Annotated in this window: 17 protein-coding genes; all 17 read right to left on the bottom strand. The window is 34.9% G+C overall.

All coding sequences use genetic code 11. The annotated features are described in order from the left end of the window. Positions 1-132: 132 nt before the first annotated feature. The gene (locus tag ACXIUD_RS05940; protein WP_458051705.1) at positions 133-1251 is read right to left on the bottom strand and encodes a DegT/DnrJ/EryC1/StrS family aminotransferase; all 1119 of its coding nucleotides are present in this window, start codon (positions 1249-1251) and stop codon (positions 133-135) included. 151 nt (positions 1252-1402) lie between these two features. Further along, entirely contained in the window at positions 1403-2713 is a 1311-nt protein-coding gene (locus tag ACXIUD_RS05945) for a nucleotide sugar dehydrogenase (RefSeq protein ID WP_458051777.1), read from the bottom strand. A 669-nt stretch (positions 2714-3382) separates the two neighbouring features. Continuing rightward, positions 3383-4258 (bottom strand): glucose-1-phosphate thymidylyltransferase RfbA, encoded by an 876-nt coding sequence (rfbA, locus tag ACXIUD_RS05950; protein WP_458051706.1) that lies wholly within the window; start codon positions 4256-4258, stop codon positions 3383-3385. A 164-nt stretch (positions 4259-4422) separates the two neighbouring features. Beyond that, on the bottom strand, positions 4423-5820 hold the full coding sequence (locus tag ACXIUD_RS05955; RefSeq protein ID WP_458051707.1) for a UDP-glucose 6-dehydrogenase: 1398 nt from the start codon (positions 5818-5820) through the stop codon (positions 4423-4425). Positions 5821-5882: 62 nt separating this feature from the next. Next, complete coding sequence (locus tag ACXIUD_RS05960) at positions 5883-7532, bottom strand: capsule assembly Wzi family protein (RefSeq protein WP_458051708.1); 1650 nt, start codon at positions 7530-7532, stop codon at positions 5883-5885. Beyond that, positions 7529-8545 carry a dTDP-glucose 4,6-dehydratase gene (gene rfbB, locus ACXIUD_RS05965; RefSeq protein ID WP_458051709.1) on the bottom strand — a complete coding sequence of 339 codons (1017 nt, stop codon included), beginning with the start codon at positions 8543-8545 and terminating at the stop codon, positions 7529-7531. The genes ACXIUD_RS05960 and rfbB overlap by 4 nt, the downstream gene beginning before the upstream one ends. Before the next feature lie 91 nt (positions 8546-8636). After that, a complete protein-coding gene (gene rfbD / locus ACXIUD_RS05970) occupies positions 8637-9494 on the bottom strand; it encodes a dTDP-4-dehydrorhamnose reductase (protein ID WP_458051710.1) in 858 nt (285 codons plus the stop codon). Then, positions 9487-10059: a dTDP-4-dehydrorhamnose 3,5-epimerase gene (gene rfbC / locus ACXIUD_RS05975; protein ID WP_458051711.1), complete on the bottom strand. Its 573-nt coding sequence runs from the start codon at positions 10057-10059 to the stop codon at positions 9487-9489. The genes rfbD and rfbC overlap by 8 nt, the downstream gene beginning before the upstream one ends. 22 nt (positions 10060-10081) lie before the next feature. Beyond that, the gene (locus ACXIUD_RS05980; protein WP_458051712.1) at positions 10082-11179 is read right to left on the bottom strand and encodes a DUF1972 domain-containing protein; all 1098 of its coding nucleotides are present in this window, start codon (positions 11177-11179) and stop codon (positions 10082-10084) included. Then, positions 11176-12003: a glycosyltransferase family 2 protein gene (locus tag ACXIUD_RS05985; protein ID WP_458051713.1), complete on the bottom strand. Its 828-nt coding sequence runs from the start codon at positions 12001-12003 to the stop codon at positions 11176-11178. Before ACXIUD_RS05985 ends, ACXIUD_RS05980 begins: the two co-directional genes overlap by 4 nt. Next, on the bottom strand, positions 12000-13379 hold the full coding sequence (locus tag ACXIUD_RS05990; RefSeq protein ID WP_458051714.1) for a hypothetical protein: 1380 nt from the start codon (positions 13377-13379) through the stop codon (positions 12000-12002). The genes ACXIUD_RS05985 and ACXIUD_RS05990 overlap by 4 nt, the downstream gene beginning before the upstream one ends. A 3-nt stretch (positions 13380-13382) precedes the next feature. Continuing rightward, positions 13383-14462: a hypothetical protein gene (locus ACXIUD_RS05995; RefSeq protein ID WP_458051715.1), complete on the bottom strand. Its 1080-nt coding sequence runs from the start codon at positions 14460-14462 to the stop codon at positions 13383-13385. Beyond that, the gene (wecB, locus tag ACXIUD_RS06000) at positions 14441-15511 is read right to left on the bottom strand and encodes a non-hydrolyzing UDP-N-acetylglucosamine 2-epimerase (RefSeq protein WP_458051716.1); all 1071 of its coding nucleotides are present in this window, start codon (positions 15509-15511) and stop codon (positions 14441-14443) included. Before wecB ends, ACXIUD_RS05995 begins: the two co-directional genes overlap by 22 nt. Positions 15512-15520: 9 nt before the next feature. Further along, positions 15521-16741 carry a lipopolysaccharide biosynthesis protein gene (locus ACXIUD_RS06005; RefSeq protein WP_458051717.1) on the bottom strand — a complete coding sequence of 407 codons (1221 nt, stop codon included), beginning with the start codon at positions 16739-16741 and terminating at the stop codon, positions 15521-15523. An 83-nt stretch (positions 16742-16824) separates the two neighbouring features. Beyond that, on the bottom strand, positions 16825-17790 hold the full coding sequence (locus ACXIUD_RS06010) for a Gfo/Idh/MocA family protein (RefSeq protein WP_458051718.1): 966 nt from the start codon (positions 17788-17790) through the stop codon (positions 16825-16827). Between the two features lies 1 nt (position 17791). Then, the gene (locus ACXIUD_RS06015; RefSeq protein ID WP_458051719.1) at positions 17792-18367 is read right to left on the bottom strand and encodes a DapH/DapD/GlmU-related protein; all 576 of its coding nucleotides are present in this window, start codon (positions 18365-18367) and stop codon (positions 17792-17794) included. Beyond that, on the bottom strand, positions 18364-19494 hold the full coding sequence (locus ACXIUD_RS06020; protein WP_458051720.1) for a DegT/DnrJ/EryC1/StrS family aminotransferase: 1131 nt from the start codon (positions 19492-19494) through the stop codon (positions 18364-18366). Before ACXIUD_RS06020 ends, ACXIUD_RS06015 begins: the two co-directional genes overlap by 4 nt. Between the last annotated feature and the right edge of the window lie 5 nt (positions 19495-19499).

Here is a 19499-nt window from a genome sequence, read left to right on the forward strand (position 1 = left end):
CTAGAAAGGATTTTTCTTCTCCATAAAAATCATCATGCAAGCTAGGGTTTCAAAAGAAGCTTACCTCCTTTTACCTTTAACCATTCCCCTAATTTTTGTTGAATTGGTGTAATTCGTGGCTTATGTTTATTCTTAGTTCTTTTGTTCAAAAAACAACTTAATCCCCTCACACACATACATCACTTGTTCTTGCTTCATCCCCGGCCAAATGGGTAAACTCAGGATAATTTGCGAAAGCTTTTCAGCAACTGGCAAACTCCCTGTTGCATATCCTAAATCCTTGTATGCCGGTTGTAAATGAACCGGAGTAGGATAATGTACCATAGTTTCTATCTGCATAGTTGCTAAGAAAGCTTGCAGTTCATCTCTAAAAGCAGTCTGGATCACAAACAAATGATACACATGCATTGCCAAGGGGTGAGTAGAAGGCAGAACCAAGTCCCCTACTCCTTCCAACTCATTTTTATACAATTCTGCGAGGTTTCGACGTTCCGCATTCCATTGATCAAGGAACTGAAGCTTGATACTTAAAAATGCCGCTTGCAATTCATCCAAGCGCATATTGTAGCCTTGAACCTCATGGTGAAACTTTTCAGTACTTCCATAATTTTGTAATGCTCGGATCTTTTTTGCTAAATGGGAACAATCTGTTGTACAAATACCTGCATCACCCAATGCCCCCAGATTTTTTGTAGGGTAGAAACTGCTGGCATTGATCACTCCGAAAGTTCCTGCCTTTTGTCCATTAAAACTAGCTCCATGGGCCTGAGCAAAATCTTCCACCACCATTACCCCATACCTCTTGGCTACCTCCAAAATGCTTTCCATGTCACAAACCTGTCCATACAAATGAACAGGAAGTATCACTTTGGTCCGATCAGAAATAAACGCTTCTATAGCATCCGAAGGAAGCAGATATGTTAATGGGTCTGAATCAACAAAAACGGGCGTTGCTCCTACCCTCGTAATCGCTAATACAGTAGCAATGTAGGTATGTGACGGTACAATCACTTCATCTCCTTGTCCCACACCCAAGACTTTCAAGGCCAATGTCAAGGCATCGAGTCCATTGCTAGTCCCAATCGCATAGTCAGAACCCTGATATGCCGCATAAGCGTGTTCAAATGCGGCTAACTCCTTTCCTGAAATATACCAAGAAGCCAGGAGAACCCGATCAAAGGCTGCCTTAATTGCCATCGAAAGTGGCATATGAATGGCTTCTAGATTAACAAATGGAACTTTCATAGACATGTAGCAAAGGGATTCTAGCAAACTTAAGAATTCCTGAAAATAAAAAAACCTGTCAAGATTGAATTCTTGACAGGTTTTAAAGAGGACTTAAAAACTATTTTCTTTTTAGGCTTTCAAAGAGCTGAAAGTTGAATGACTAAAGCTAATTAGTTTACAGCCTTCCATCCACTTTTTCTTTTGGAAGTAAGCTTTTGACATCAAATACCACCAATTCATCCGATTTCTCCAATGGAAGGTTTTTAAACTCATTATGGGCTACCGTTAAAATAACGGCTGCATAATCTGATAGATTGGGGGGAGTGCCACCACTGATGATATCAATTCCGTATTCATGTTTCACCTCAGCAGCATCTGCCCAAGGGTCATACACATCTACATTCATATCGAAGGACATCAATTCTTGGTAAATATCAATTACCCTGGTATTCCGCACATCCGGACAGTTTTCCTTAAAGGTAAAGCCAAGGATCAATACTTTGGACTCAATTACCCTTAGATTCTTGCGCATCATATGTTTGATCACTTCCGTGGCCACATGTTTACCCATGCTGTCATTCAGTCTTCTCCCGGCTAGGATAATTTCTGGATGATAACCCACTTCTTGCGCTTTCTGTGCCAAATAGAATGGATCTACTCCTATACAATGGCCTCCTACCAATCCTGGCTTAAAAGGAAGAAAGTTCCACTTGGTCCCAGCAGCCGCTAACACCTCAGAGGTATCGATTCCTAGTAAATTGAAAATTTTAGATAGTTCGTTTACAAAAGCGATGTTGATATCCCGCTGAGAGTTTTCAATTACTTTGGCAGCCTCTGCTACTTTGATGGAGGATGCCTTGTGGGTACCGGCTGTAATTACCGCTCGATACAAGCTATCCACATACTCTGCAACCTCCTCAGTTGAACCAGATGTTACTTTTAAAATTTTTGTAACTGTATGTTCTTTATCCCCTGGATTGATTCGCTCTGGAGAGTACCCACAGAAGAAATCTTCATTGTAGCGCAAGCCCGAAATACGTTCTAAAACAGGAACCATCTCTTCTTCCGTTACTCCAGGATATACGGTAGATTCATAAATAATGACATCGCCCCTTTTCATGACTTTGGCAACAGTCTCCGATGCTTTTATCATGGGTGTTAGCACCGGTCTATTGTGCTTGTCGGTTGGTGTAGGCACTGTCACCACAAAGATATTGCATGCTGCAATGGGAGATGATTCGTTGGTAACCAACAATCCTTTTCCTTTTTGGTCAAGTTCGGCGAGATTTTTAATCAATACTTTCTGTAAATCATCATCTTCTACCTCCAAGGTAGTATCCCTGCCATTTTGTAACTGAGCTACACGTGTATCGTTGATATCAAATCCAATAGTTTTAAATTTTTCAGCAAAAGCTACTGCCAATGGCAGTCCCACATATCCTAAGCCTATGATGGCTATTTTTGAGTCTTCTAGCGGTGTTAAAATGTTGTTGTTAGACATAGATTAAAGTGTTGATGTTTATAGAAGCGAGAAACAAGAAACAAGTGAAAAGAAACAAGAGACAAGAGACAAGAATCAAGACTTGATTTTTTGTATGAACTACAATTTAGAGTTCTTTTGAAATAAGGTAGAAATAAACTTGAAATACGTAGAAATAATTATCTGACAGTCAATAGAAAGTTCCAGAAGTAACCAACCTTTCACCTTTCTCTATTAACCTTTTACCTTCATCTGCCACTAATGCACCAATAAACACGAATGATTTGTATATGGAACTTTTGTGTCAATTGCGAGCCATGCGAGGCTTAATTCCTTAAGGTATTTGTGTAATTCGCGTAATTCGTGGTTGATATAGAAGCGAGACTTGCCTGCTGCAAGCAGGAGGCGAGACTTGCCTGCTGCAAGCAGGAATCGAGAAATTAGAGTTTAGAAATAAGACAAATCACGGGTATAAAAGATAATTATCGTGATTTTGAAATAAAGTCGAAAAAAGGTAGAAATAATTTCCTAATGTTGTTAGGACTATTCCCTCTTTAACCTTTCCCCTAGTACCTTTTCTCTCCTTCTACCACTAATACACTAAGTAAACAAAAATGATTTGTGTAATTCGCGCAATTCGTGGTTCGTAATTCGCGGTTCGTAATTCGTGGTACCCTATTTCAAAGCCCTCTTAATCAAATACTGCCCATACTCATTCTTCTTAAGCTTTTCTGCAAGACTCAAGAGTTGTTCTTTGCTGATATACCCTAGTTCAAAGGCGATTTCCTCCAAACAAGCCACCTTTAAACCTTGACGTTTTTCAATGGTATAGATGAAATTCGAAGCTTCAATCATGGATTCGTGGGTTCCGGTATCTAACCAGGCATACCCCCTACCCATCAGTTCCACCTGCAATTGCTGCTGCTCCAAGTAATGCTGATTGACAGTGGTGATTTCTAACTCACCTCGTTCGCTTGGTTGGATATTCTGAGCAACTTCCACTACGGAATTTGGATAGAAATACAAACCAACCACCGCATAATTGCTTTGGGGATGGGTGGGTTTCTCTTCAATGCTTGTTGCTTTTCCTGATGCGTCAAAAGCAACTACACCGTATCGCTGTGGGTCATTTACATAATAGCCAAATACCGTGGCAAGTCCTTGTTCTTCAGCTGCAACAACTGCATTTTTCAGCAGCTTGGTGAAACCGTGACCATAGAAAATGTTATCCCCTAACACCAAGCACACGTTATCGTTTCCTATAAATTCCTTCCCAATGATAAAGGCCTGAGCCAAACCATCTGGACTCGGTTGCTCGGCATAAGAAAGAGATAAGCCTATCTCCGAACCATCTCCAAACAACTGTTTGAAATTAGGGAGATCATGTGGAGTACTTATAATTAGAATTTCCCGTATACCCGCTAGCATCAAAACTGATAGCGGATAATAAATCATCGGCTTATCATAGATAGCCAATAATTGTTTGGATGTTCCTTTGGTAATTGGGTACAGGCGTGTACCAGAACCACCTGCGAGTATGATGCCTTTCATTTTTTTATGAATTTAACCACGAATTGCACAAATTTCACAAATACTTACTTGAATTAAGCCTCGCAAAGCTCGGAATTTCGCTAAATCTCAAAGCTTGAAACAACTTCTGATCATTTAATTGGTGGAATTCGAGTAATTCGTGGTCCTTTCTATTTTTAGTGGTATTAAACAGCTTTTCCAATGGCTTGGACACGGAAACCGATTTTCTTCAAATCTGCGTGTGGGAGGATGTTTCTTCCATCGAATACTTGAGCAGGCTGTAGCATCAGATTGTAAATCTTTTCCCAATCATAGGCTTTGAACTCATCCCATTCTGTTAGGACTGCCGCTGCGTGGGCACCTTCTACTGCCTCGTAGGGATCTGTTACCACGGTAACATATTTCCTGTTTTCTTCCGATGAACGTGTATTCAGGTAATCCAAATCGGCATAGATTTTTTCAAAACTTACTTTTGGATCGTAGACGCAGATATGTGCCTGCTCATTCACCAAATGATCTGCCACATAGATCGCTGCAGACTCACGGGTATCATTGGTGTCTTTTTTAAACGCCCAACCGTAAAAAGCGATTTTCTTACCAGAAACTGTATTGTACAAAGCCTTGATAATATTTTTGGCAAATCTGGCTTTTTGGTGATCATTCATGATAATTACCTGCTCCCAGTAATCCGCTACCGCATGTAGACCGTAGCTACGGGAGATATAGACCATATTCAAGATATCCTTTTGGAAGCAAGAACCTCCAAAACCAACAGATGCTTTCAAAAACTTAGGTCCAATTCTAGAATCAGCTCCGATTGCTCTGGACACCTCATTAACATCTGCACCAGTCACTTCGCACAATTCAGAGATGGCATTGATGGAAGACACTCGCTGAGCTAAGAAAGCATTGGCCGTTAGCTTCGAGAGTTCTGATGACCATACGTTGGTAGTCAAAATCCGGTCTTTAGGAATCCAATTAGCATATACATCTACCAAGGCTTGAATCGCTTCCTGACCTTCTGGAGTAGAATCACCTCCAATCAATACCCTGTCAGCGTGAAGCAAGTCTTCCACAGCTGTGCCTTCCGCTAAAAACTCTGGGTTGGAGAGAATTTGGAATTTTAAGCCATTGCCTGTGTTATCCAAGATATCTTTCACTGCTTGCGCCGTACGTACCGGTAAGGTAGATTTTTCTACGACAATTTTATCAGAAGTAGACGCAGCCGCAATCTGACGGGCGCATAACTCCACCCATTTTAAATCAGCAGCTTGTCCTTTTCCTTCTCCATAGGTTTTGGTTGGTGTATTCACAGATATAAAAACCATATCGGCTTCTTCAATGGCTTTATTGACATCTGTAGAGAAAAATAAATTTCTGCCACGAGCTTCAGCTACCACTTTATCCAAACCCGGTTCATATACTGGTAATAAATCCAAATCTTCTCCATTCCAAGCATCGATTCTTGCTTGGTTGATATCAACAACGGTTACTTTGATATCCGGACACTTTTGGGCGATTACCGCCATGGTTGGGCCTCCAACATAACCAGCCCCAATACAACAGATTTTAGAAACTTTCATAAAACTTTAACTACGTGTAATGATTTGTGAGTGAAAATAATAAAACGTTAAAATAAAGGAAATTATTTACTTTTTTGAAAAAGATAGATCAAACTTACCTGACTGTGTACAGAGAACAGATTTTGACCTCTTGGGAATTCAGGTGTGCTATCTGGGTGGAGTTGCCATTGGTAGTTCCTGCCATTTATAAATTGAAGTCGAGAGCTTAACAGGAGATTATCCCATTGTTTATCAAATAAGAGTCCAACACTAAGATCAATCCAAGGGCGGTGTTCGTTTTGTTGACCGAAGGCTCGGTTGAAGAAACCCTGATTATTCTCTAATCTTTCAAAGAGAACACCGAATTTATTAAAGTTTTCAACCAAAGCCACTTCGATAGTTTGGACATTAGAACCAGGGCCTAAACTAACCCCCAATGGTTGACCGAAGTTAGTAAATCCACGTTGGGTATCGTGCATGTGCCAAGAATGATAGCCCCTTAATCCAGGATATCTTACATATCTATTTACAGATTCTTGTTGATGTGTAATTTCTCCTCTCAACTGTAAATGTTTTTCATCGCTCAACGACACTAGCTTTTTAAACCCAAACAAATATGCCCGTGCATGTTCTGGGTTCAAAATAAATTCCCTCCAATTTAAAGCATGATCACGCCTGCCAAATTCAAAATATACTTCTGCATTAGCTTTAGGAACTACATACCTAGTAAAAATAGATACTTGCTGATCCCGGTCATTTGCATCAAACTCGACAGAATTACCATCAATAAAAAATCGCTCTTTTTGGAAAGCTTCAAATACAGGTAGCCAGTCATCAAAATTATTCCCCCTACTCTCATTGTAAACCTGAAAGGTCCTTCCAAAGCCAATATTCAAATTAGGTAACCATTTAGGTGAGTAAGAAACAAGCAAAGCATTTAAGTACCTCCAATCCGATGAAAGAGGTCTAAAAAAACGTTGATTCCAATCGTTATTTTGAGAGGGAAGTAAGTTACTACTCTCTAATCGACCAATTAACAGCTGCGTTTCAAAGTTACCAAGAAAAGTCTTTGCTGGTTTATGAGTATTTAGCGTTAGATGAGGAAAACCCCTTGCGTTATTTGAAAAAAGTAACGAGTTCCATTGACCAGGACCCCACCAAATATTCTGAGTAGAGGCACCAAATTCAAAAGCACCAAATCGAAATGCCAATTTTGATTGTCCCCACCAAAATTTAGAATATGTATCACTTCCAAATCTTTCTGGAAAATCTCCAAAATTCCAATCCCAAAAACGTAAAGACAAAAGGTTATCATTCCAGTTATTGGGAGAACCATTAAATGGATTATTTTGAGCTAAAATTAGTTCAGGCTGTAACTGAATTGATAAAAATTTATTTTTGAAAGCAACTCCCCCAGTTAGGTAATTTGCTAATCCAACATTAGGAATCATTCCATAAGGAGCAGGACCATAAGGTCTTTTACTATTGAAGAATGTAGTAGTTAAAACAGGGAGAAAAGTAAATCTCGAATTTCTTTGGAGAGAATAAGATAAACTATCGAAATTATAATTTATTGGTCTAAGTAGAAAGCCAGTATTATTTCCTCCTAATTGCAAAAGCTGATCTCTTCGCAGTTTTTCTTCTAAAACAGGATAACCTGAAGGAAGATTTTGAGAATAAGATGTAGAAATCCCAATAATTAAAACTAAAAAAATAAAGAATATTAATTTCATTTAATAAGTTTTTTTTCAAGATACCATGCAATAGTCTTTTGAATTCCTGACTCAAAATTTTCCTTGGCCTCCCATCCCAATTTCAGCTCTATTTTTGATGCATCTATAGCATACCTTTTGTCATGTCCTGCCCTATCCTCAACATAAGTAATTTGATCTTTGTAACTTCCTTTTTCTTTTGGATTAAGTTCATCTAAAATTTCACATATCTTGTTAGCAATATAATTATTATCCCTTTCATTCCTACCACCTATGTTGTAGACCTCACCAGTCATCCCTTTGTGGAAAACAAGATCAATTCCCTTACAATGATCCAGTACATACAACCAATCTCTGATGTTATTCCCATCACCATAAATGGGAATATAGTCCCCAGATAAGGCTTTTCTTATTATTGTAGGAATCAATTTTTCATCGTGTTGTTTCGGGCCATAATTATTAGAACAGTTGGTAATCACCGTATTCAACCCGTAAGTATGATGATAACTACGAACAATCATATCTGAAGATGCTTTACTCGCACTGTATGGGGAATTTGGTGCATATGGTGTTTCTTCAGAAAAAAGACCTGTTTCTCCAAGAGTTCCATAAACTTCATCAGTAGAAATATGATGAAACCTACATCCTTCATAGCCTTTTTTATACAAGAAAGGTTTTTCCATCCAGTGTTTAAAAGAAATATCTAACAAAACAAAAGTTCCATTGATATTGGTTTGGATAAATACGCCTGGATTTTTTATGGAATTATCTACATGAGATTCAGCAGCAAAATGTATAACCCCACAAAAATCAAATTTTTCAAATAGCTGCTGAACAAGATCTCTGTCATTTATGTCTCCATGAACAAAAGTATAGCGTTCATGATTTTCAACTTCTTGAAGATTTCCTAAATTTCCAGCGTAAGTCAATAAATCCAAATTGACCAAATGATAATCTTCATATTTTTCTAATAAGTAGGGAACAAAATTAGAACCTATAAATCCTGCACAGCCAGTAACTAAAATATATTTCATATTTAAATAATTTGAATTTCAATTGCTTAAGGGTGTCTCAAAGAACCTGTCTTGATATCCATGTGTAACGATTGTTCATTTATCAATTTTCTTATTCTAAATTTCTTAAACAATACTTCAATGTATCAATCCAATGTGGGACTTCCACTTGGAAATAGGACCTAGTATCTTCTTTTGAAAGTACCGAATATAATGGCCTTTTTGCAGGTGTAGGATATTGAGTGGAAGGAATAGAATTTATTTTACAGTCCAATTCTTTTATTGAACAAATCATTTTTGCCAAATCATACCAAGAACAGACACCTTCGTTAGTAAAATGAAAAATTTTTGTCCCACTCCACTTAATTTTATCAAGATTTTCTAAAATAAAAAGTGCCAAATCCCGCGCGTTGGTAGGCGAGCCTATCTGATCGTCTACAACATTTAAAGATTCCCTTTCTTTAGCAAGCCTTAAAATCGTTTTAACAAAGTTGCTACCAAAAGTGCTATAAACCCAAGCTGTTCGAATAATCACGGCATCTTTTAAACTTAATTCTAGAAGTTTTTCTTCCCCTAACCTTTTTGATTTTCCATATTCACTTTTGGGCAAACAAACATCTAATGGCTGGTAAGGTATATAATTCTCCCCATCAAAAACATAATCTGTGGAAATATGGATAAGTTTAACTTGGTACTTGTTTGCTATTTCCGCCAAATAACCTACTGCAATATTATTGATTTGATCTGCCAATTCGGGCTCTACTTCTGCTTTATCAACGGCGGTATAGGCAGCACAATTAATAATTACATTGATTTGATTCGATGAAACAAATGATTCAACATCTTCTTTCTTTGTAATATCTAGTTCCTCTATATCTAGAAAATGAAACTTATGAGGATATTTTTCTGAAATTTCCCTTAACTCAGAGCCCAATTGTCCTTTGGCCCCTGTAACCATAATGTTATACATACAAATCAGCTTTGAAGTCAAAACACTCAATATCAGATAGACTCGGTTGCTTACTATCTTTTATGGACAGCTTTAACGATTCCACCGGAATTCTCCAGTCTATACCTAAATTTTGATCATCAAAGGCAAGCCCTCTATCATGCTCTGGGCTATAATAATTATCAACTTTGTAGGAAAATATAGCAAACTCACTTAAAACCAAAAACCCATGAGCAAAACCTCTGGGTATAAATAATTGCTTTTTATTTTCTTCTGAAAGCTCTACAACAACATGCTTACCAAAAGTTGGAGAACCTCTTCTAATATCAACAGCTACATCCAAAACTTTCCCTTCAATAACCCTTACCAATTTGCTTTGTGCAAATGGAGGGAGCTGATAATGTAGCCCTCTCAAAACACCATAGGATGATTTTGATTCATTGTCTTGGCAAAAACTAACCCTAAAACCTAAAAAATCTTGAAACAAATCTTGTCTGAAAGTTTCTGAAAAATAGCCTCTCTCATCTCCAAAAACAGTAGGATGGCACACAATAACATCTGGTATTTTCTCTCTTGTAAATTTCATTGAATAATAAGGACTAAAATTATTATTGAATTAATGATGAGTCTGAAAAAACTTGAACATATGATGCACAAATTATTCCCCATGAATAGTTAGCGTGTGCTTGTTCAAACGTTTCCTTTTTCAAACGTTCTCTATCTATATTTTTAATATTTGCAAAGATCTCCAAAAGCTCACTTTTTGAATCAAAATAAAGAGCGGTATTAGCAGTAGTAGCCCTATTGTAATTAACTCCAAAAGCAATGATGGGTAATGATAAATACATAGCCTCAACCAATGATGGGTTTGTACCTCCCGCACTATGTCCATGTAAGTAATAAAAACAATTCGATCTAAATTGGTCAAGAATTTCTTGATTATAAATAGGGTCAATAAGCATTAAACCTTTTATATGTGCATACTTTTCCCTAAACTCTTTGCCATAATTACTCGATTGAAAGTTCCCAATAATCACATAAGGAAAATGCAGGTTTGCCTGCTCATAGGCTTGTACAATGAGATCGAGATTGTTTTCGGGTTCAATCCTACAAACTGTAAAAAAATATTGCTCTTTTTTTAGGTTATACTTTTCCCCTATAGAAAATACTGCTGACTTTTTTACATGATCTCCTCCATATGCAATCAAGGTTGATTCCTTTCCATACGCTACTTTGACATAGTTTTGAATATGTAAATTATCGGCTACTACAACATCCGAAAAATTCACTGCTAATTTTTCTGAGAATTTCAAAAACTTTTTAGCTAACCAATTCCATTTATCTCTTTTCCATTCCAGTCCATCAATGTTCACAATGATTCTCCCATTATATAAAGGTTTTATAAAAGGTAGAATTATTGTACCTGAAACTCCCAAAATCAATAGAAGATCATTGCTCCTGAAAGATTTTAATACAGAAACTACATCATAAAGGATGCTTGATGGACCATTTGCAGAAAAATTGATGTATTGTAAATTTGCGTTTTTATATTTTTGAAGCTTTTCTGAATAAGCTGAAGACTGACAAAAAACGGTAACCTCAAAATCCCACTCCAAATAATCCAATAGATTTTCAACCAACGTTTCAAATCCTCCATATTTCGATGGTACACCAACAGTACCAACAATGGCTATTTTTTTTTTCACCTAATCAATCTTTTAATATTATAATTTATCTTAAACCATATAACTTTTGATAAAGAAAAATTTAAATTCAAATCTTTTTTTAATTTAAACCAAGAAGTTACATAAAATGGAAAGTATTTAATTTTTGAAATTAAATAACCAAAGGTTACTTTGTAGGACCCTAATACATTTTGAGAGTGTTGCCTGTATTTTATTAAAGCTTCTGGGATAAATTTAATTTGCCCGTAATACGCAACTTTAATTGATATCCATTGATCGAAAAGAAAAAAATTTGTATTTATAGGAGTACAAACTTCTAAAGCACTTCTATTTAAAATTATTGTGTTACCTGTTACAACACTTTGCGCAACTAACTTTTCAAAAGAGCTTAAAATACTTGGATCATCTTTTCTCAGGTGCCAAAATGATTTGTGCATCAAATTTAAGTTTTCATCGACTATCAAAGAATCACAGCAAGCCATTAGTGGAACATTTACTTCCTTTTGTCCCTCCATTTTTTTAATTTCTATTAATGATTTTTCAATTTTATTTGGTAACCAATAATCATCTTGATCACAAAGCATGACGTAGGAAGCTGTCGACTTATCCATTAAAAATGAGAAATTTTTATTTACACCTAAACTAACGTCATTAAACTCATTATAAATAATAAGCTTATGACCTAAAATAGCTTTCCACTTAAGAATTATCTCCTTAGTTTTATCTTTAGATCCATCATCCCTTGTTAAAATTCTCCAATTTTGATATGACTGAGCATTTAAGGAAACAATTTGTTGGTCAATATACTTTTCACCATTGTAGGTGGGTAACAATATTTCAATCATATAGGTTTAAACTTCAAACTATCAGGGGTTATCTTTTTTAAAAATTTTGAAAACAAAGATAATATTAAAAAAACTAATAAGACAGAAATAACTAACGGGTTATATAAATATTCATTTACTCCTCCTGTTAAATTACTTTTATAGGAAAAAAAAACCAAAAGAGATAAGAAATGAGGGGTTTTTGGCAGTCTAATAAGCAATGTATGGAAAGATTTAATTACAAAACCTATATAGAGAGGCATAAAGATTATGCCAAAAACTCCAAAATTAGCGAATGACTCACCTATAAATAAAGTGTTGAAGACCCCTCCCATATCATTTTCAACCCAACTTGGATTTACGGTTTCAAGTACCAGTCTTGCAGATCTTTTAGATTGCTCACCAAGAGAAAGTTGATTTGAAATACTTCCTAATCCAATATGAGGGTAAACATCTGGAAATAGTTCAAAATGCTTATACAAAGAAGATACTTGTGAAATTAAAACTCTACCCGTAATTCCATCATTATATGAAAAGAATAAATCACTAATAGAATTCTTTTTCCCTGCAACCAAAAAGAACGTAGTTAAAGCTAATAATAATATTGATCCTAATTTAATCATACTTCGAACAGGAATGCTACCTTTAATGTAAACTATAAAGAATACATAACCAATGCCATAAAGAACTAAAGGGGATTTTGCAACATTATAAGTCAACATCAAACAGGTTATGATTAATAAAAATATATACCAAATCAAATCGCGAAAGCCCTTAGTTTTAAGGTAATAACCAAACGCTATATAGCTTAAAATTGGAAGAAGGTTTAAACCAACTATATTTTTTAAATATACATTACCTGGAAAATTTGAATCAATACTTGCTCTAAGTTGAAGAACTTCAATTTCATTTTTCAATTGAAAAGTTTTCAAAATTGGAATAAATCCTATGCTAAAAAACACATGAACAACAACAAAAAATGAAATTAGAGTGAGAAAATAAAGAGGTAATCTTATAAAACTATCTTTTGTTGAAATGTAGGTTTTTATCTCCTTACTATTATAAGCTTCAATTTCCTTTGAATTAAACTTAAAAATAAAATTTGATATCATCATTCCTAGTGGAAATGCAATCATTGTATAGGAAATGGATAACCAAACTATTAATCTTGTACCAAAGCCTCCAGTAACGGAATCTATAACTGTATTAAACTGAATTTCATTAAATACTAAAATGATGATTGAACCAATATATGAATAGAGAATTAAATCTACCCAAAATATAAAAGACACATAATTTATTTTATAAATACTTAAACTTCCTGATGATTTCAAAAAAAAATATGCGCTCAATCGCATTACTATAAATGAAGCAAATAAAAAAAAGAAACTTAACATACTTTATATAAATGACTTAAAAAAAGAAATCCTTTTTTTTTCAATAGTTTTAGTAGAAATATTTCTTAGCTGTTGATGAGTTACTACAGTATTCTGTCGTGATTCAATAAAATCTTTAACTTTTCGAATATCCATAAGTTGACTTTTCTTTAGTTGTAAAATAAATTCAACTTCCTTATTCAAGAAAGATGTATCATCATAACCTAGAATTACTGGAAAACCATATGCAAGATATTCCCTAACCTTAAGTGGACAAGCTTCATCCATTTTATTCCTAAACAAAGCTAAAGATCCAATACATATTTGACAATTACTTAAAATTTCTATGTATTTTTCTTTTTCAAGATATCCATGATAAAAAATATTGGATCTTGTCTTGCCTTCAATCCCAACAATATGAAAGTCATACTGCGGTAAACATTTAGACCAGCTTTCTATAAAATCTACTCCGTGCCATGGTTGATTTGGAGTACCAATAAAAAAAAGAGAAACCCTATCTCTAGGTATTTTTGTAATCTTTATTTTTCGAAATGAATCAAGGTTAATGCCATTTGGGACAACTTCCATTTTCTTTTTAAACTTTGAAAAAGTTTCATGTCTGGCGATTTCATTTGTTACAGTAACAAATCCTGATACTTTTTTTAACAAGATATTTCTACCTCCTAGATAACCAAGGTATCTTAACAATGATTTAATTGTTTTTTCTTTTTTTAACAATAAATTATATTCCTCTAGGTCAAGGCTATTAATTTCTGTTATTGACTTTCTATATTTAATTGCTTTAATCAAATTGATATTCCAAGAATCATATCGAAAATAAATTAAGTCCGGATTATAATCATCAACATCTTTTTGGAATTGATAATTAATAATAAACCTCATTTTAAAAAAATTCCCATATTCATATTGATTAGATTCCAAAATTGATGTACCAAACTTTGGCAAAAAACAAAAAATCTTTACTTCTACATCGCAATTTATCCATTCGTCTACTTGACCTTTTATTTTTTTTGTGACACCATCATTTTTTGTGATATCATGAAAAATTAAATACGCAATTCTCATAACTGGTTGATTAGACATTTAGATATAATTTCACCCGAATCTCCATTCCCATAATACTTTGTGTCAAATGTGTAATTGAGTTTTTTAACTTTTGAATATTGACTTAAAATCAAAGCTTTTCTTGCTCCTGAAAGAAAATTGACATTAGCTTTAACAAGTTCAACCCATTCGGTCTCGTCTCTAAGAGTTATACATGGCTTTTTCATAAAATATGCTTCTTTTTGAAGCCCTCCAGAATCAGTCATTACTAGAGATGAATTTTTCAACAAATAAAGCATCTCAAAATAACTTACTGGATCTGTTACAGATATATTATCAGAAACATCAATATTCAGATTCTTGGCTATCAATTTTGTTCTGGGGTGAAGGGGTAAAACAATTTGCTTTTCAGAAGAAATTTCATTTAAAGCCTCAAAAATATTCCTCAATCTTGAAGGATCGTCAGTATTCTCAGCTCTATGAAGCGTACATAAAATAAATTCATTGTTTAACTGGATATCTGGAGCTTTAGCTTTTGAAGAAAAAATACTTACCGCATCAAACATTACATCACCTACGTTTAAAATCTTAATTCCTTTTCCATTTTCCATTCCCTCTTTTTTAAGATTATGAACGGCCGTATCAGTAGGACAAAACAAATAATCGCTAATCTTATCAGTAAGAATACGATTGACTTCCTCAGGCATCCTCATATTAAAGCTTCTCAAGCCAGCTTCTACATGTGCAATCTTGATATGAAGTTTCTTTGCAGCAAGGGCTCCTGCTATTGTGGAATTAGTGTCACCATATACCAAAACAACGTCTGGATTCTCTTTTAAACAAACATCCTCAATACCTTCAAGCATTCTTCCAGTCATTGCCCCATGTGATAAGCCTCCAAGATTTAAGTTGTATTGAGGTTTTGGGATTCCCATTTCATCAAAGAAGATATCGGACATATCCTTATCGTAGTGCTGGCCAGTATGAAGAATTAATTCATTTATTTCTTCAAACTTTTTAAAAGCAAAGCTAACTGCCGCAGCTTTAATAAATTGAGGCCGTGCGCCAACAATGGTTAGTATTTTCATAATATCGAATTAGTAAACTTTTGCAAGTCTTGCAGAGATAAGAAGATGTACAGTGTAATATATGATGTAAATAAAAGAAATAGCTTTAACAACTTCAAAATGGGTAAAACCCATCAAAAAAACACCAAAAATAGATATAGACAAAATAACCATGGTAATTAAATTAATAATTTGTTTCTCTGCTATATAAATCATAAAGCTCAAGGGATTAGCAATGAACCTAATTGCTAATGCTGGAGTTAAAATTTTTGCATAAAGACCAGCGGTCTCCCAATCACTTCCGAAAAAAAATAAAAATAAATCTTCAATAAAAATATAAATAACAGCTGTTGGAAAAATAGAAATAAAGAAAAGCCATTTAAATGTTCTCATAAAAATAAACTTTGCATTCCCCAATTCTCTAAATGATTTAGAAGCTTCTTCCTTAAACACATCCAAAACAGAAGATGATATCAATGTGATAGGTGCCTGTAGTACCCTTTGAGTCAAGTAAAAAAATCCAGAAAATGTAGCCCCAAAGAATGTGGTGAATAGAATATTTGGAGCATACATGGAGGCACTGTTCAATAATGCTGTTGAAACATCATATTTTGGAAAGTTTATATATCTACCAGCTATCTTTTGAAAATTATGTTTGCTTAAATAACTAAAAAAATCTGGAACAATTTTCAAAAAGTTTTTCGCTAATAAAAAAGTAGTCACAAATTGGCCAAAAATTGTTCCAAACAATAATCCAAAGCCATTGATATTAATATATCCAAGAGGAACTTGAGTAAATCCAGTTGAAGTGTTTTGAAGCACCCTATTTTTAGCGAGTTGCTTGAAATCCTTTTTTCTGTTGAACCAATAATTCAAGGATTGGTAAAAACCTGTTAAAAAAATAGTGATAGGAAGAAAAAATAGCCAACTATAAAGCTCTCCATTTCCAAGCATTAATGCTATTAATTCTCCAAAAAATAGCACGATCAATAATACTACAACGCTAACTATCAAAGAAATCAAAGAAGATAACCCAACGATTTGAAGTGCATCCTCATCATCTTCAGGTAACATAATAGCTAATTCATATCTACCAGTTGCCACAACTCCTAGAATTGTAGCAAGTCCTACATATAAAGCATAAAGCCCAAATTCTTGAGGAGAATAAATCCTTGTGAGTATTGGACTCAGTGCAATAGGAATAGCTTGAGCAATACTCGTTCCTGTCATCAGTGTGATTACATTTTTCACAAACTGATTTTTAGGAATCATTTTACGAAACATCAGCAAAAAATATAGGATATAAACCTTTTGATAAAGCTATATACAACCTATCAAATACTAAATGGATGTTTCGCTAGTTCACCTGCAGCCAATGGATGGAAATCCCCTTTTAATCCAACCGTTTCCATATGTCTTATATCATGAACGATTTCAATTGAGTTTCTAGCTTCGTCTAATCCAAATCCATGACCATCTAAAATATGTTGGTAACTGTGCGTATGAAGTTCTGTGAAACCATCACTAAATTCGATTTCTTGTCCCTCCATAGTCAAAGAGCGATAAGTTCTTCCACCCTTGGCTTTAACATAATCAGGCAATGTATCTGCATTTATACTTAAAAACCACCTTACTCTGGCTTTTTCCAACTCGAAATATCCTGCAGCCCTGTCATGAGTATTGATATGGACAATATTCTTTTTTACGTCACCAAAAATCCAGGTCAGCATATCATAAAAATGCACTCCAATATTTGTTGCTATTCCGCCGGACTTAGATACATCACCTTTCCAGGATGTATAATACCAATGTCCCCTGCTCGTAATATATGCCAAGTCAATATCATAAACTTTACCTTTAGGCCCTTCTTCAATTTTCTTTTTCAAGGCGATAATAGAAGGATGAAGCCTTAACTGAAGTATATTAAAAACCTTTTTCCCATGTTCATTTTCCACTTCCTTCAATGCATCAATATTCCATGGATTCAAAACCAAGGGCTTTTCACAAATCACATCAGCACCAACTCTCAAACCAAATCTGATATGGGCATCATGTAAATAGTTTGGAGAGCAAATACTAACATAATCAATTTTATGTTGAAGCCTTTTTAATTTTTCTATATGCCTGTCAAACCTCTCAAATTCAACAAAAAAATCAGCGTCAGGAAAATGACTGTCCATTACGCCAACCGAATCAAACTTATCATAAGCAGCTAAAAGGGTGTTACCTGTATCTTTAATAGCCTTCATATGTCTTGGTGCTATATATCCACCTGCTCCAATCAATGCAAAATTTTTCATCTTATTGTATTTTTGTTACCTGATTATTTTTTAACAAATATTTTTCACCACTTTCCTGACAAATAGCAATTCCATCTTCATTGAAACTTAGTTTGTGACCATATTCGCTCATCCATCCTATTTGTTTGGAAGGATTTCCTACAACCAATGCATAATCAGGAATATTTTTCGTTACTACTGCACCAGCTCCAATAAAAGCGAATTTTCCAATATCATGCCCACATACAATTGTAGCATTAGCGCCGATTGAAGCTCCTTTTCCTACATGCGTCTTCAAATATTCTGCTCTTCTGTTTACTGCTGATCTTGGATTGATAACGTTAGTGAAGACCATGGAAGGACCTAAAAAAACATCATCATCACAAGTAACCCCTGTGTAAATAGATACATTATTTTGGACTTTGACGTTATTCCCTAAAACAACCTCTGGAGATACCACTACATTTTGTCCTAAGTTACAATTCTTCCCAATTTTACAATTGGGCATGATATGAGAGAAATGCCAAATTTTGGTTCCCTCTCCTATTTCACAACCTTCATCAATGACCGCTGTTTCGTGTGCAAAAAAACCTTTCATTTAAAATAACTTAAAATTTGCTGAATAATATAATCCTGCATCTCTGATTTCATTTCCGTATGAATAGGAAATGAAATTACCTGTTTGCATAGCCTTTCTGATACTGGAAACTGTCCCTCCTTTCCACCATACTCTAGATATGCTTTTTGTAAATGTAAAGGCATTGGATAATAAACCATAGAAGGAATCCCTTTATTCCCCAAATAAGATATAAAATCATCCCTATCTACGCTTTCATGAAGTTTAACGGTGTATTGATGAAAGACATGTGTGGAATTTTCTACCCTAGCGGGAATGTTTATTTTGGGATGATCCGCAAAGGCTGAATCATACTTATCTGCTATTCTATTTCTTGCTTCTGAATATTTATCCAGATATTTAAGTTTTACACTTAAAATACCTGCCTGCAAAGTATCTAACCTTGAATTCACTCCAATCGAATCATGATAGTACTTCCTTTTTTGACCATGATTGGCAATCATTTGAACTTTATTAGCTAAATCTTGGTCATTTGTAAAAATAGCCCCTCCATCCCCATAGCAACCTAAGTTTTTTGATGGGAAAAAGGATGTTGTACCTATATCCCCCATCGTACCTGCCTGCATTTTTCTTCCATCTGAAAAAGTATATATAGCACCTATAGCCTGTGCAGTATCTTCAATTACTTTCAAGTCATAGAGATTTGCTACCCTTAAAATTTCTTCCATATTGGAACATTGCCCATAAAGATGAACGGTCACAATTCCAACAGTCTTATCGGAGATTTTGGATTCTAATTGATTGACATCTAACTCGAACGTATCTTCGGTTACATCTATAAAAATCGGTATTAGCCCCAGTAATGCAATTACTTCAACAGTAGCGACATAAGTAAAAGCAGGAACAATCACTTCATCACCTGGTTTAAAATTTAAAGCCATCATAGCAATTTGGAGGGCGTCCGTCCCATTTGCACAAGGAATTACATACCCTGCTCGTGTATACGCTCTTAATTCTGAAGCAAATTTTTTTACTTGAGGACCATTAATAAATGTAGTTTGGTCTAGAACATCTTGAATCGCAGAATCAATCTCTTGCTTGATGTTAAGATACTGGGTCTTTAAATCGACCATTTGAATATTTTCCATATTAA

It is taken from the genome of Mongoliitalea sp., assembly GCF_054166905.1.

What these genes read in the sequence shown, in the direction of transcription:
- ACXIUD_RS05995 (WP_458051715.1), bottom strand. Translation starts at nt 14,462, where the DNA reads ATGTCTAATCAACCAGTTATGAGAATTGCGTATTTAATTTTTCATGAT.
- ACXIUD_RS05955 (WP_458051707.1), bottom strand. Translation starts at nt 5,820, where the DNA reads ATGAAAGTTTCTAAAATCTGTTGTATTGGGGCTGGTTATGTTGGAGGC.
- ACXIUD_RS06020 (WP_458051720.1), bottom strand. Translation starts at nt 19,494, where the DNA reads ATGGAAAATATTCAAATGGTCGATTTAAAGACCCAGTATCTTAACATC.
- rfbB (WP_458051709.1), bottom strand. Translation starts at nt 8,545, where the DNA reads ATGAAATATATTTTAGTTACTGGCTGTGCAGGATTTATAGGTTCTAAT.
- ACXIUD_RS06015 (WP_458051719.1), bottom strand. Translation starts at nt 18,367, where the DNA reads ATGAAAGGTTTTTTTGCACACGAAACAGCGGTCATTGATGAAGGTTGT.
- rfbD (WP_458051710.1), bottom strand. Translation starts at nt 9,494, where the DNA reads ATGTATAACATTATGGTTACAGGGGCCAAAGGACAATTGGGCTCTGAG.
- ACXIUD_RS05960 (WP_458051708.1), bottom strand. Translation starts at nt 7,532, where the DNA reads ATGAAATTAATATTCTTTATTTTTTTAGTTTTAATTATTGGGATTTCT.
- wecB (WP_458051716.1), bottom strand. Translation starts at nt 15,511, where the DNA reads ATGAAAATACTAACCATTGTTGGCGCACGGCCTCAATTTATTAAAGCT.
- ACXIUD_RS05985 (WP_458051713.1), bottom strand. Translation starts at nt 12,003, where the DNA reads ATGATTGAAATATTGTTACCCACCTACAATGGTGAAAAGTATATTGAC.
- rfbC (WP_458051711.1), bottom strand. Translation starts at nt 10,059, where the DNA reads ATGAAATTTACAAGAGAGAAAATACCAGATGTTATTGTGTGCCATCCT.
- ACXIUD_RS05940 (WP_458051705.1), bottom strand. Translation starts at nt 1,251, where the DNA reads ATGTCTATGAAAGTTCCATTTGTTAATCTAGAAGCCATTCATATGCCA.
- ACXIUD_RS06010 (WP_458051718.1), bottom strand. Translation starts at nt 17,790, where the DNA reads ATGAAAAATTTTGCATTGATTGGAGCAGGTGGATATATAGCACCAAGA.
- ACXIUD_RS05990 (WP_458051714.1), bottom strand. Translation starts at nt 13,379, where the DNA reads ATGTTAAGTTTCTTTTTTTTATTTGCTTCATTTATAGTAATGCGATTG.
- rfbA (WP_458051706.1), bottom strand. Translation starts at nt 4,258, where the DNA reads ATGAAAGGCATCATACTCGCAGGTGGTTCTGGTACACGCCTGTACCCA.